The organism is Sphingobacterium detergens, from assembly GCF_003610355.1.
Taxonomy (GTDB): Bacteria; Bacteroidota; Bacteroidia; order Sphingobacteriales; family Sphingobacteriaceae; genus Sphingobacterium; species Sphingobacterium detergens.
Map to the genome: position 1 here is coordinate 49,472 of NZ_RAPY01000003.1, position 13,485 is coordinate 62,956.

A 13,485-nucleotide genomic window follows, 5' to 3' on the forward strand; every position below is an offset into this window, starting at 1 on the left:
ATTATGATTTGTTGTTTTTGATCATATCCATGATCTCCTTAAGTTCGCCCTCAGTCAGCTTTTCCTCTTTCACGAAAAAAGAAACCATCTCTTTGTAAGAATTCTTGAAATAATCACCCACAAAAGAATTCATAAACTTGGCTTTATAATCCTGCTCACTGACCATAGGCTCATAACGTTTTGCATTAGCATAACGCACAGCTTTCACAAAGTCCTTACGCTCCAAATTCTTTACTGTCGAGGCAAGTGTCGTATAAGGCATTTTCTCGCCCTTGACATTATCTAAGATCTCTTTAATAAAACCTCCATTTAGGCTCCAGATAGATTGCATTGCCTGCTCTTCTTGTGCTGTTAACTTTTCCATGTCTTAATCTTTCTTTACTATTCTTTCACTAATCTACGAATAATTCGTAAATACCAAAAATATATTTTTATTTATCATGTAACCCATCTAAGCGGGTCATAGGCCAAATATTCTTTGTAACATTACAATCGGTATCATTTCTCGACGTATTTAAAATCAGTCCCATCGAATATAAGTTGACTGGCCGAAAATTTGCTATTCCTTATTTTTTATTTATAACTTTCATCTGTAGATCATATTCTTCCAGTACACAAATTCCATCTTGGTAGAAATGAAATTTTAAACAGCGGTAATTCAAAACAAATACAACAAGATAAATGGCCAAAAGCATCAAAGCGATCAAATGTCCCCATTGTGGCAGCATAAAAGTCAGCACAATACGCCCCGACTATTACAAATGTGACAGTTGTGGAACGGAGTTTTTCTTAGATAGCGATGATATCAATATCAATCACAATTACAACTATCCGCGCAACAACCCGGATCAGTATAAACCAATACGTATCGTATTATTTGCTGTTGTAGGCTTTATTGCCCTCATGTTTTTAATCGGAGCCTTAAGTGCCATTTTTTCCAAAAAACCTGAACCGAATTATTCGACCTATAGTTCGTCCAACACTGCCGACAAAAAAGAAGAAGCTATTACCCTGGAATGGAATTATGCCTCAAACGAATTATTTTTGGATAAAAACAATATTCCCCATATTGTCGTGGTGGGCAATGTCCGGAATTCAAAAGCAAGATTTGACGAAGGGAAAGACAATAAAGTCTATATCGGATTATTTGACCCTAAAACTGGTAAAAAGGAATGGATAAAACAATTGATGGATACTCCCGTCGAATTATCGAGTAGCGACGTTAAATTACAGGTCTTTGAAGACCAAAACCTGTACATCATCGTCAAATCCAAGTATATCTATCAATTGGACAGAAATAGCCTAACCTACAAAAGTGTCCTTGAAAATTATGTCAAAGATGCACCGTCACTCAGCACCGGCATTGCCAAAGTTGAATTTAAATACGAAGATTATGGATCTTCCTATCAAATTATAAACAATGAAGGGCAAAATCTTGCCTATTACCCTTTAATCAATAAATCTATACCGGATAAGCAACTTTACGATGAAAGAAGGAAGAAACTTCCCAATCCGACAACAAAAACTGAGTTCACTTTTTCAAGTAAATCCAGTTATTACCCCGAGGAAAAAATTCAGTTAATCCAATACAGTTACCAATATCAATATGGATTTCCTAAAGATAGTCCGCGCTTTTCCTGGGATAAAGATTATGGCGGATCAGGTATTTTTACCGACCGCGATCCTTACAAAAAGGTACTGATCAATCCTTGGCAATTTAAAGGAGCCCGTCTGATTAGCTTTAAAGATTTCACACCTGGAAGGCTCTATTTTCAGCCTGTCGTGCTTGCTCAGAATGACAAAACACTTTTGATTGCATACAAACCAACACCAGCGGAAGATGATCCTCTACAAATACAACTATTGGATATTTCTACTGGTGCTATACAGAAAACAATCAGCACAGAACTTAAATCCATTTATGGAAACGGCTGTCTACTCAAAGATGGTTTTATTGTCAAAGGTTCAAGCGACTATTACTATTTTGATAATAGCGGAAAACAAATCAATAAATTCGAAGGGTATAATCCCAAATTCGACTCATTAAATTAAATATTATGGGACTATTCAATCTTTTTAACAACCAACTATCAGAGGTCATTGAGTGGAAAAATCAAGACCCCCATGTATTATGGTATAAATTTCCTTCCGAAAGAAATGAAATTAAAAATTCCAGTAAGCTTATTCTTGCCCCAGGACAGGGCTGTATCCTTGTTTATGAAGGGAAAGGTGAAAGCTTGCTCACAGAGGCCGGCACCTATAATTTAAAAACGGATAACCACCCTTTCTTTACAACCTTGGCCAGGTTGAGACAAAATTTTGAGTCTGAACACAAGCTGTATATTTACTTCTTTCGTACTGCAGCTATTGTCAATCAGTCTTGGGGCACAGGAAATCCAATAAAATACATTGACCCACAATATAATCTTCCAGTGGAAATAGGCTTGAACGGTACTTTTTCTTACATTATCAAAGAACCCGTTCATTTCTATAAAAACATCGTTGCCAATCAAAACACAGTCAGCACAGCGGCGATTCAGGATGTTATCAACAATCGAATTCCGCAACAGATTGTCGCACAGATTGCCCAAAAAAAATTGGGTTATAATGAAATCGATAGCCAACTCCCCGTTTTGTCCATTGACATAAAAGCGGCTGTCGAACAGGATTTTAAAGATCTCGGATTAGAAATTACAGATTTTAAGATCCTAGGAACTCAGTTTGACGCGAACACACAACGTAGAATTGGTGAAATTGCTGATTTGACGACGCAAAATCAGGCCGCGCAGCAGGCAGGCTTGAGCTATGTGGAATTGGAAAAATTGCGCGCGCTCCGGGATGCCGCAAAAAATGAAGGTGGTCTGGCCGGCATTGGCGCACAACTGGGTGTTGGCATGGAGCTGGGGAAGCAATTTGATCTTCAAAAAGAAGAGATCAAAGACAATATACAAGAAGAAGGTGATTTTGTCGAAAAACTGCAAAAACTACAATTACTGCTACGTGAAAACATCATCACACAGGACGAATTCGACACACTCAAAAAACAGATTCTCAACAAAATATAACCCATCATGAAATACATCTTTGGTATATTATTCACCTTGGTTATCCTATTTGTAGCCACCTATTTTCTATTAGGGCTCTGGGGTATCCATTTCCTGGATGCTGAAAATTTCAGCAAGATCCTATGGACAACAGGTATCCTTACCCTTACATCTATTATTTTGGTCTGCTTCGTTATCTTGCCTTTTTTTGGTTCGGGCAAAAACGGAAAATATGAGGATAAAGGAAAAGTCGCCCAGCGAAAAATAGATTAACGTTGTAGGTATAATAAGATAGTGTTAAATTTGAATAAACTATTTGCTTATTTGAGTAAATAGTTATTCAATATTATCCAAAATGACGCAATGATGTCATTTAAATTCCAAAAGAACTTTCAGTTTTAAATATCAAATAGTTAAATTTGTGAGATTAGCATACAAAATCAGATATAAGATAACATATAAACATGTCAGATAAAGCATCTATAAATTTAGACGGCACTTCTTATGACCTTCCGGTCATTGTCGGTACTGAAAATGAAAAAGCAGTTGATATTTCAAAATTAAGAGATCTAAGCGGATTTATTACGTTAGACCCAGGATACAAAAACACGGGTGCAACAAAAAGTGCGATTACTTTCCTTGACGGTGAAACAGGTATATTGAGATATAGAGGATATCCAATTGAGCAATTGGCAGAGAAGTCTACGTTCTTGGAAGTTGCTTATTTATTGATCTACGGAGAACTTCCGAAAAAAGAGGTATTGGAAAAATTCAGAGCTGACATCAAAAAGCAAATGATGATCCACGAAGATATGAAGAATTTCTTCGCTGGATTCCCATCCAAATCCCACCCAATGGGCCAACTTTCTTGTTTAGTGGGCGCATTATCTGCATTTTACCCTGAATCTTTAAATCCAAACTTAACTGACGAAGAAGAAGATCAAACGATTATCAATCTTTTGGCTAAAATGCCTACTATCGTTTCGTGGATTCAAAAGAAATCTTTAGGTCATCCAGTAGTTTACCCTAAAAACAATTTGGGTTATATTGACAACTTCTTGAATATGCTATTCGGCGAAGTTAACGACGAAAAAACATTCGATCCTGTTGTCATCGATGCTATGCACAAATTGCTTATTTTACATGCTGACCACGAACAAAACTGTTCGACATCAACAGTTCGTATCGTAGGCTCATCCAATGCGAACCTTTATGCTTCTGTTGCCTCAGGTATCAATGCATTATGGGGTCCTTTACATGGTGGTGCCAATCAAGCGGTAATCGAAATGTTGGAAGCGATCAAAAATGATGGTGGTGATGCAGAAAAATATCTTGCAAAAGCCAAAGATAAAAACGATCCATTCCGTTTAATGGGATTCGGTCACCGTGTATACAAAAACTTCGATCCACGTGCTAAAATTATCAAAAAAGCATGTGACGATATTTTAGAAAAATTAGGTGTTCAAGACCCAGTATTGGATATTGCTAAGAAACTAGAAGAAGCAGCATTGAATGATCAATACTTTATCGATAGAAAACTTTATCCAAACGTCGATTTCTATTCAGGTATCATCTATCGTGCGTTAGGATTTAAAGCAGATATGTTTACCGTATTATTTGCTTTGGGTCGTCTTCCAGGATGGATCGCACAATGGAAAGAAATGCGTGAAAACAAAGAGCCTATCGGCCGTCCAAGACAAGTATATGTTGGACATACCGAACGTAATTACGTTGAGTTCTCAAATCGTTAATTCGATTTATCAGCATAAAAAAAGCATCCCTCGGGATGCTTTTTTTATGCTGATCATATACAGTTTTCATTTAAAAACCTGCTGTCCTTTTAAGATATGATAAAGACAAAGAATCTGTACTCCCTATGACAAAACCATAAGCCGAAGGCATATATAACCAAAATCTCACTACGCATTACTAAATACTCCTATCTAGCAAATACCTCTATTATGTCACGATAATCTACTTGTTAAGTATATTTTAATTTTTCCCTATCGAAATTCCCTGTTTTTCGTTAAGTTTGCGTATTCATTGGACGCTTATTAAAAATCATTATAAATAAGACTTGTTAGATACAATACTACATATCTTGGTTCCCATTGCTATTTTCACCTTTATAGCAGCATTTACCTTATTTGCAGTATATGCCGAACGTAAGATTGCGGGATTTGTCCAAGATCGTCTCGGACCAATGGAAACCGGGAAATATGGCAGTCTCCAGACCATAGCCGATATCCTTAAATTGCTTCAAAAAGAATTAATCACCCCTTCTTTAGCCGATAAAATTCTCTTTAGAATTGCCCCAATTATTATTTTCGTAGCAGTCTTTACTGGATTTGCTGTGATTCCATGGGCCAAAGATTTTATTCCAGCCAATACACACACGGGATTATTCTTTATCATGGCTATTATCTCCATTGATGCCTTAGGGATTCTAATGGCTGGTTGGGGATCCAACAACAAATATTCGCTGCTTGGATCTATGCGTGCAATTGCCCAAATGGTATCCTATGAAATACCGGTTGGGCTCTCATTGATCACCGTAGTGATGCTAACACAGACCCTAAACCTCAATGAAATTGCTATTGGTCAAGGCATTCTGACTAACGGAAGCATCAAGTTTTTAGGCTTTTGGGAAGTCAATGAGATTGGTGGTTTCTTCGCTTGGAATATTTTTCAAGCCCCACATTTAATTGTAACCTACATCATATTCTTTATCGCAACACTTGCTGAATGTAACCGGGCTCCCTTTGATATTCCGGAAGCGGAATCCGAATTGGTTGGTGGTTTTCACACGGAATATGGCGGGATTCAATTTGCCTTTATTTTCCTCGCCGAGTATGCCATGATGTTTTTGGTATCGATGTTGGGTGTAGTTCTGTTCCTAGGTGGCTGGAATACACCACTCCCAAATATTGGCGCGATACGGTTGGCAGATTGGACAACAGGCCTAGCCTGGGGAATCTTTTGGACCTTGACCAAGTCATTATTCATTGTAGGGGTACAAATGTGGATTCGGTGGACTTTACCCCGGTTGCGTGCCGATCAATTGATGAGCTTATGCTGGAAGGTATTGACACCCTTAGCTTTTATTTGCATGGCAATTTCGGCCATTTGGAGAATTTTAATTATAGCATAAGATATGATATTTAAGACGGCTTCCCACGCATTTCGTACAGCAATCAAAGGATTATCTTTGACTGTCAAGCACTTGTTTGGCGCTCGACGTTCGCGTCAGGAATTAAATATCAAAAACGACAACTACTTCGACCGTCAGGAGGGCATTGTCACAGTACAATATCCTGCCGAAAAAATGCCTATCCCCGAAGTCGCTCGCTATCAATTGCAAGTAGATATTGATGATTGCATCGTCTGTGACCTTTGTGCCAAAGCATGTCCCGTAGATTGTATTGAAATTGAAGCGATCAAATCACCAGAAGCGATCGGAAAGACTTCAGACGGTAGCGTCAAGCGGTTATATCCAGCCAAGTTCAATATTGATATGGCCAAATGTATGTATTGTGGACTATGTACGGTTGTCTGCCCTACAGAATGCATTGTCATGACCAATGAATATGATCGTAGCTCGCAAAAGTTAACTGATCTGATCTATGGCTTTTCAGACATGACCGACGAACAAGTTGCACAACGAAAAGCAGAATGGACACAATTTCAAGCTGAAAAGGAGGCGGCAAAGCAAAAATAAAAGCATGGAAACTATTTTATTTTATGCCTTTGCCACACTGGCAATCGGATCGGCCCTTTTACTGGTAAATCTTAAAAATATAGCCCGCGCCTTATTTCTATTTTTCATTGTACTCTTTGCCATGGCTGGCCTATACCTATTTGCACTGGCAGATTTTGTTGCTATCACACAGATCATGGTCTATGTAGGCGGTGTGCTGATCCTTATGCTATTTGCCTTTATGCTTTCCAACAAAGAACTATTGAAAGATCTTCAAGACAGCAGTGGCTCATTTTTGAGCATGCCCAGGTGGCAAGCAGTTGTATTGGCAATAGGTTTTCTAATACTCATGATCTTTGGTATTGCAGAATGGCATCAGTCCATTCCTACCTGGATCCAACAAGCCAAAGAAAATAATACTGAGATTATTCCAACAGATAATAATATCCAACAAATTGGATTACGGTTTATGACCTTTTATGTACTACCCTTTGAAGTCATATCGGTCTTCTTAATGATGGCGCTGATTGGAGCATCACATTTATCCAGAAAGGAGCGCAACAAATGATTACATTAACGCATTTTTTGGTTGTCAGTGCTTGCATCTTCTGCATCGGACTTTATACCGTTCTTTCCAAGAAAAATGCCATTATGATTTTGGTAGGCATCGAATTGATGATTAATGCGGCTATTTTAAACTTTGTAGCTTTTGGTAAATACGATAAAGTCAGTTATGGCGGACAGATTTTCGCCCTATTTGCTATTGTTCTTGCTGCTGCTGCGGTTGCGGTTGGCTTAGCATTGGTGTTAAATGTCTATAGGCATTATAAGACTATCAATCCGGATGAAATCAATGAATTAAAAGATAAGTAAGAATTGGATCAACTTGCTCACATATCACCTCTATACACAGCACTGTTTACAGTCGTTGCGCCATTTATTGCATTTCTATATCAGGCAATGGCAGGTAAGCGCGATCAGTCAGGTGTTATCTCCCTGATCGGCATTATCTTTAGTTTTATATTTGGCGGACTTACCTGGCTAGCAATCTGGAATAATCCGATCGTGTCTGCCCAAATAAACTGGTTTACTATTGGTGCATCTACTTTTAAAGTCGGCATCCTATTGAACAACCTGAATGTACTCATGCTGTTTCTGGTCCCAACAGTTGCCCTTCCGGTACACATCTATTCGAGAGCGTATATGAAAGGGGATTCGGGAATCCATCGCTATTGGATGTATCTTAGCCTCTTCTGTTTTGCTATGTTGGGATTGGTCGTTATGGATAGCCTATTGCTCATGTATATCTTTTGGGAATTGGTAGGTTTCGCCTCTTACCTCCTTATTGGTTTCTGGTTCACACGCGAAACGGCTGTACAGGCCAACAAGAAAGCATTTATCGTAAACCGCATCGGAGACCTCGGTTTTCTGATCGGCCTAGCCATTATATTTACACAATTTAAAACCCTCAATCTGGTTGATCTTTTTGGTGAAGGAGGTCTTATTTATCAATCTAGCATCACTGGCGGACTATGGGTTTCTCCGGTCAACAGCATGGACCAGATTTGGTTAACGATAGCCGGACTGGCATTTTTCCTTGCCGCTATGGCCAAGTCAGCTCAATTTCCTTTACATGTATGGCTACCTGATGCCATGGAAGGGCCAACATCAGTATCTTCACTCATCCATGCTGCCACCATGGTCGCGGCGGGTGTGTTTTTACTCGCCACCGTATTTCCATTATTCAACGAAAGCGCGTTGTTGTTTATTGCGATTATAGGTACGATTACAGCGGCCTCCGCTGCTTATTTTGCATTAGGTCAATACGATATTAAACGTATCCTAGCCTTTTCAACTATTTCACAATTGGGTTTTATGATGGTCGGAATTGGGATAGGAACCTGGGATGCTGCATTATTCCATTTGGTCACACACGCCTTCTTTAAATGTCTCTTGTTCCTGTCCGCGGGAGCTATTATTCATGAAATGGCACATCTCAAAGCACACAGCCACCTTGACTTCGATCCACAAGACCTGAGGAACATGGGCGGACTGAAGAAATACATGCCGAAAACTTTTATACTGATGAGTATTGCCTCATTGGCACTAGCTGGGTTTCCACTAACATCAGGTTACCTTTCCAAAGATAGTATTATCATATCTTCCTTTGAATGGGCTTTGTCAAAAGGCGACTTGTATCTCATTATACCATTAAGTCTTATTACAGTCAGTATTCTAACCGCGTTTTATATTGGTCGCTTAATCTTTAAGGCATTTTTCGGCGATTTTCGAATGCTGGAGCAAGTCAAGGATAAATTGCATGGAACCGTCCTGCATGAAGCACCAAAAACCATGTTGATCCCTATGTTTATATTGGGTATCTGCTGTCTATTCCCGCTATTTTCTCTCAATCCAGTATCCTATCATGACTCCTGGTTGATGGATGGTCTATTATTGGATGAATATACGTTTGCTCCAAGCCATAGCGCTCACCTAATTATTCCATTGATCTTATTGATCGGTTCGGTCATCAGTTGGACAATCGGCTGGAAATGGTATGTACAACATAAATATCCACTCAACGCAAATAATTTTGCACTGAAAGCATCGCTCAATCAAGGTTATATCAATGAGCTATACCAATGGATATTTGTTAATGGCACACTAAAACTGGCTCAGTTCTGTTATTGGTTTGATCGCTTTGTTGTAGATGCCCTAGTTGCTTTTGTTCAGTTTATCGTCTTATCCCTCTCCCAGTTGAGTGTTTGGATAGACAAATATATTGTAGACGGTTTTGTCAATGCTGTTGCTTCTGTAGCCTACTGGACTGGTAACCAAGTTCGCTTGGTACAGAACGGCAAGCTACAGACGACATTGTATTCCGTTTTTCTATTCGTTTTACTTGGTTTAATTTATCTTATATTTTTTTAGGAAATGCCTATTTTATCCTTACTGATATTTTTACCGCTTCTGGCGACGGCGTTTATCCTCGCCCTACCGACACGATATAAATCGAGTTACAAATATATTGCCTTAGCATTTACAGCAGTGCAATTTGTACTTGCGGGCATATGCTATGCAAAATTTGACGCGAGCCAAACAGGCATCCAGGACTTGGCAGGATACCAGTTCGTTGAACAACTTCCCTGGATTCGTCTGGATCTGGGCGCTATCGGAAAATTAGAGATAGATTATCTCATCGGAATAGACGGTATTTCCATGCCATTATTACTATTGAGCGCTTTTGTCATGCTGATGGCGATCGGTGCTTCTTGGAATATACAAAAAAGTCCCAAAGGATATTTCGCCTTACTTATGGTCCTCAACATGGCTGTAATGGGTATTTTCTGTGCGTTGGATTTCTTCCTGTTTTATTTATTCTATGAGGTCATGCTCTTACCACTCTACTTCCTGATTGGTATCTGGGGTGGGGCACGACGTGAATATGCAGCCATAAAATTCTTTCTCTATACGCTCTTTGGTTCGGTATTTATGCTATTGATCATTGTAGGCTTATATTTTTCGGTTATCAACCCAATAACTGGGGCACATACCTTCAATATGATCTACATGATGAATCCACAGAACTATTTAGGGGATTCAATCTTTGCTTGGGATGGTTATCAGGAAATATTGGGTATTTCGGCCAGATTGATTGGTTTTGTGGTGCTCTTTTTTGCTTTTGCGATCAAAGTACCGATTGTACCATTGCACACCTGGCTACCTGACGCACACGTAGAGGCACCAACACCAGTATCCATTATTTTAGCAGGTATCCTGTTGAAAATCGGTGGCTATGGTATTATCCGTATCTGCTATAGCATCTTCCCGGACATGGCTGCACTATCCAATTGGTGGCTTGGACTGATCGGCGTCATCTCCATTATCTATGGAGCATTAAATGCCCTGACTCAAAAAGATTTAAAACGGATGATAGCCTATTCATCGGTCTCTCATATGGGTTTTGTATTGCTTGGTATAGCCTCATTGACAGCCGAAGGGGTTTCTGGTGCGATGTTCCAGATGATTTCCCATGGTTTTCTATCAGCGGCACTATTCTTTCTTGTTGGTGTGGTTTATGACCGTGTGCATGATCGAAACATCTATAGCTTCAGAGGTTTAGCACAGCTCATGCCCAAGTATACCGGTTATGTTGCCGTTGCTTTCTTTGCTTCATTGGGACTCCCCGGGTTCTCCGCATTTATCGGTGAAGCATTTGTTATCATAGGTTCGTTCAATGCGGCGAGCGTCGGTACGGGGCTCCCTCGCTGGATGGCCTTAGCAGGTTCAATCGGTATCCTCTTGAGTGCTGTCTATTTGCTATGGACACTGCAACGGATGTTTTTTGGAGAGATCAGACTCAAAGGTGGCGAATCTTGGGCCAATAAATTGACCGATGTCAACAGCCGTGAACAACTGATTCTATTTCCTACCTTGGCTCTTGCCCTTTTACTGGGTATTATGCCATCCTTGGTATTTAGCAATCTAAATGCAAGTGTATTGAATCTCGTCAGCTTTATCCAACAATTTATTTAATTCAGCATGCTCGCATTCAGTCCATATATCAGTTCATTTATTGATCAAATTATCGTTAGTATTCCCTATTTCAAACCGGAATTAACGCTGATCATTACTTTTATAGGCACTATTATCGCGAGTCTTTTCGTTGATAAATACTGGGACAAAGCATCTTTTACGATTACAATAGCTGGATTATTGTTGAGTGGTTGTTATCTATTGGGACAAGGATTAAGCCATGTGGAGATGGTTGGATTCTTCGACATGATCCACATTGATACATTCGCAACATCGGCACGCGTGATCATCCTGCTGTCGACCCTACTGATTACGATCTTTATTCAACAACGTTATCAGCATGATCGTCCTTTGGGCGATTTGTATGCTGTTGTACTGACCGCCACTTTGGGATTGAACCTCTTGACCATGTCGAGCAACTGGCTGATGATCTTCATCGCAGTAGAGACAGTATCGATCAGCTCTTACATTATGGTCGGTTATTTTTCGTCCAATAAAGTACAGTCCGAAGCCGCGATGAAATACGTCCTCTTCGGATCCATATGTGCTGCCGTTATGCTCTATGGCCTATCGCTGCTTTACGGTTTCACGGGAAACTTAAATTTTGATGCGCCAAGTCATATTGCAGGTCTGATGGAGGCCCCTAGACTAATGATCAGTATTGCCCTCCTTTTCTTATTGACCGGTATTGGTTTTAAATTGAGTTTTTTTCCGTTTCATGTTTGGAGTCCTGACGTTTATCAGGGAGCCCCGACCGTGATTACCACGTACTTAGCGACCGTACCTAAAATTGCCGTAGTCGTTCTGCTATCTAAGTTGCTTGCTGCCTGGCTTGCAGTATCCTTTTATTTCAGCGATTTCTTGGCTTATGTGATCATCATTATAGCCATTGCGACGATGTTGATTGGTAATCTGGCGGCCCTGCGTCAACAGGATGCCAAGCGCATGATGGCCTATTCTTCTATTGGCCACACGGGCATATTGTTGATGGCGGTACTGGTTTATCAAAACAATGAGTCAAACGTTTTGCTGTTCTATTTATCAATTTATGCATTGATGAATATCGCTGTTTTTATATTTATAGACAGCTTGGAGGTCAGTCTAGGCAATACTTCAATAGACTCTTATAAAGGATTGGGCAAACAATCGCCTCTATTGTTCACCTCATTTTCGATCGTCTTAATCGCATTGATAGGCTTGCCCCCTACTGCGGGATTTGTCGGAAAGCTACTCATATTTTCAAAAGTATTCGAGCAGTATCAAAACTTCCAATCCTTTGGTTTACTTGCCTTATTAATTGTAGGGGCACTAACATCCGTGATTTCACTGTTCTATTATTTTAAGATTCCGTTGAATGCCTTCTTAAGAGACAATGTAGACCATTATTCGGTCAAGTCCAATCCTTTACTCCTCGGTATTGGTCTATTTTGTACGATTGCAGTGATCTTACTTGGGTTATTCCCAGACATCTTACTGTCTCTATTTTAAAAAAACATTTTAATTCTTTTCTTAATAGCTGGTTTTTCCAATTCATTTTACTGTTTTTATACAACACCTGAAGTTAAGGATAACTCCATAATATATTTTATATTTGTAACATGATTAGTGCAATAGCAAATCCCATTTTTCAACGTGCTATCCAGGATTACCACGTATACGATCAGATTGATCATCCAATCCAGAATCCGTATGACAAACAATCCCTAGAACATCTACTGTACCTAAAGTGCTGGATTGATACCGTACAATGGCACATGGAGGATGTTGTACGTAATCCTGCCATTGATCCCAAGGACGGTTTATACTGGAAGCGACGCATCGATGAGTCTAATCAGTACCGCACGGACACGGTAGAATATATCGACAGCTACTTTTTACAGAAATATCAAACTATCGAAACACTACCTTCGGCGAAAATCAACACTGAAAGTCCAGCCTGGGCCATTGACAGACTGTCCATTCTGGCGCTAAAGATTTATCATATGGAGCAGGAGACACTTCGTTCAGATGCTTCTGAAGCACATATTTCTGCTTGTCAGCAAAAATTGAACATCTTGCTGGAACAACGTACAGATCTTTCACAAAGTATCGACGAATTGTTGACAGCGATTGAATCAGGTGAAAAATACATGAAGGTCTATAAACAGATGAAAATGTATAACGATCCTGAACTGAACCCTGTACTTTATACATCCGGAAAATAAAGAC

13 protein-coding genes are annotated in these 13,485 nt (G+C 39.6%); 12 read left to right on the forward strand and 1 reads right to left on the reverse strand.

Annotation, left to right across the window (positions count from 1 at the left end; translation table 11 throughout):
- Position 1 precedes the first annotated feature (1 nt).
- The gene (locus tag DFQ12_RS15955) at positions 2–364 is read right to left on the reverse strand and encodes a BlaI/MecI/CopY family transcriptional regulator (RefSeq protein WP_120260072.1); all 363 of its coding nucleotides are present in this window, start codon (positions 362–364) and stop codon (positions 2–4) included.
- Positions 365–681: 317 nt separating this feature from the next.
- Here DFQ12_RS15955 and DFQ12_RS15960 point away from each other — a divergent pair, with 317 nt between their 5' ends.
- The 12 genes from DFQ12_RS15960 to DFQ12_RS16015 all read left to right on the forward strand — a co-directional run bounded on the left by DFQ12_RS15960 (position 682) and on the right by DFQ12_RS16015 (position 13,481).
- Positions 682–2,052 carry a hypothetical protein gene (locus DFQ12_RS15960; protein WP_120260073.1) on the forward strand — a complete coding sequence of 457 codons (1,371 nt, stop codon included), beginning with the start codon at positions 682–684 and terminating at the stop codon, positions 2,050–2,052.
- 5 nt (positions 2,053–2,057) lie between these two features.
- Positions 2,058–3,065, forward strand: a complete 1,008-nt coding sequence (locus DFQ12_RS15965; RefSeq protein ID WP_120260074.1) for an SPFH domain-containing protein — start codon at positions 2,058–2,060, stop codon at positions 3,063–3,065.
- 6 nt (positions 3,066–3,071) lie between these two features.
- Positions 3,072–3,317: a hypothetical protein gene (locus DFQ12_RS15970; RefSeq protein WP_104383962.1), complete on the forward strand. Its 246-nt coding sequence runs from the start codon at positions 3,072–3,074 to the stop codon at positions 3,315–3,317.
- 191 nt (positions 3,318–3,508) lie between these two features.
- Complete coding sequence (locus DFQ12_RS15975; RefSeq protein ID WP_108635060.1) at positions 3,509–4,795, forward strand: citrate synthase; 1,287 nt, start codon at positions 3,509–3,511, stop codon at positions 4,793–4,795.
- Positions 4,796–5,121: 326 nt separating this feature from the next.
- Positions 5,122–6,195 carry an NADH-quinone oxidoreductase subunit NuoH gene (gene nuoH, locus DFQ12_RS15980; RefSeq protein WP_120260075.1) on the forward strand — a complete coding sequence of 358 codons (1,074 nt, stop codon included), beginning with the start codon at positions 5,122–5,124 and terminating at the stop codon, positions 6,193–6,195.
- A 3-nt stretch (positions 6,196–6,198) separates the two neighbouring features.
- Entirely contained in the window at positions 6,199–6,762 is a 564-nt protein-coding gene (locus DFQ12_RS15985; protein ID WP_120260076.1) for a NuoI/complex I 23 kDa subunit family protein, read from the forward strand.
- Positions 6,763–6,766: 4 nt separating this feature from the next.
- On the forward strand, positions 6,767–7,309 hold the full coding sequence (locus DFQ12_RS15990) for an NADH-quinone oxidoreductase subunit J family protein (protein ID WP_120260077.1): 543 nt from the start codon (positions 6,767–6,769) through the stop codon (positions 7,307–7,309).
- Positions 7,306–7,614: an NADH-quinone oxidoreductase subunit NuoK gene (gene nuoK / locus DFQ12_RS15995; protein WP_104383957.1), complete on the forward strand. Its 309-nt coding sequence runs from the start codon at positions 7,306–7,308 to the stop codon at positions 7,612–7,614. Before DFQ12_RS15990 ends, nuoK begins: the two co-directional genes overlap by 4 nt.
- A gap of 3 nt (positions 7,615–7,617) precedes the next feature.
- The gene (locus DFQ12_RS16000; RefSeq protein WP_120260078.1) at positions 7,618–9,672 is read left to right on the forward strand and encodes an NADH-quinone oxidoreductase subunit 5 family protein; all 2,055 of its coding nucleotides are present in this window, start codon (positions 7,618–7,620) and stop codon (positions 9,670–9,672) included.
- 3 nt (positions 9,673–9,675) lie between these two features.
- Entirely contained in the window at positions 9,676–11,277 is a 1,602-nt protein-coding gene (locus DFQ12_RS16005; protein ID WP_120260079.1) for a complex I subunit 4 family protein, read from the forward strand.
- Between the two features lie 6 nt (positions 11,278–11,283).
- Positions 11,284–12,765 carry an NADH-quinone oxidoreductase subunit N gene (locus DFQ12_RS16010; protein ID WP_120260080.1) on the forward strand — a complete coding sequence of 494 codons (1,482 nt, stop codon included), beginning with the start codon at positions 11,284–11,286 and terminating at the stop codon, positions 12,763–12,765.
- A gap of 110 nt (positions 12,766–12,875) precedes the next feature.
- On the forward strand, positions 12,876–13,481 hold the full coding sequence (locus tag DFQ12_RS16015) for a DUF4254 domain-containing protein (protein ID WP_120260081.1): 606 nt from the start codon (positions 12,876–12,878) through the stop codon (positions 13,479–13,481).
- Positions 13,482–13,485: the final 4 nt, after the last annotated feature.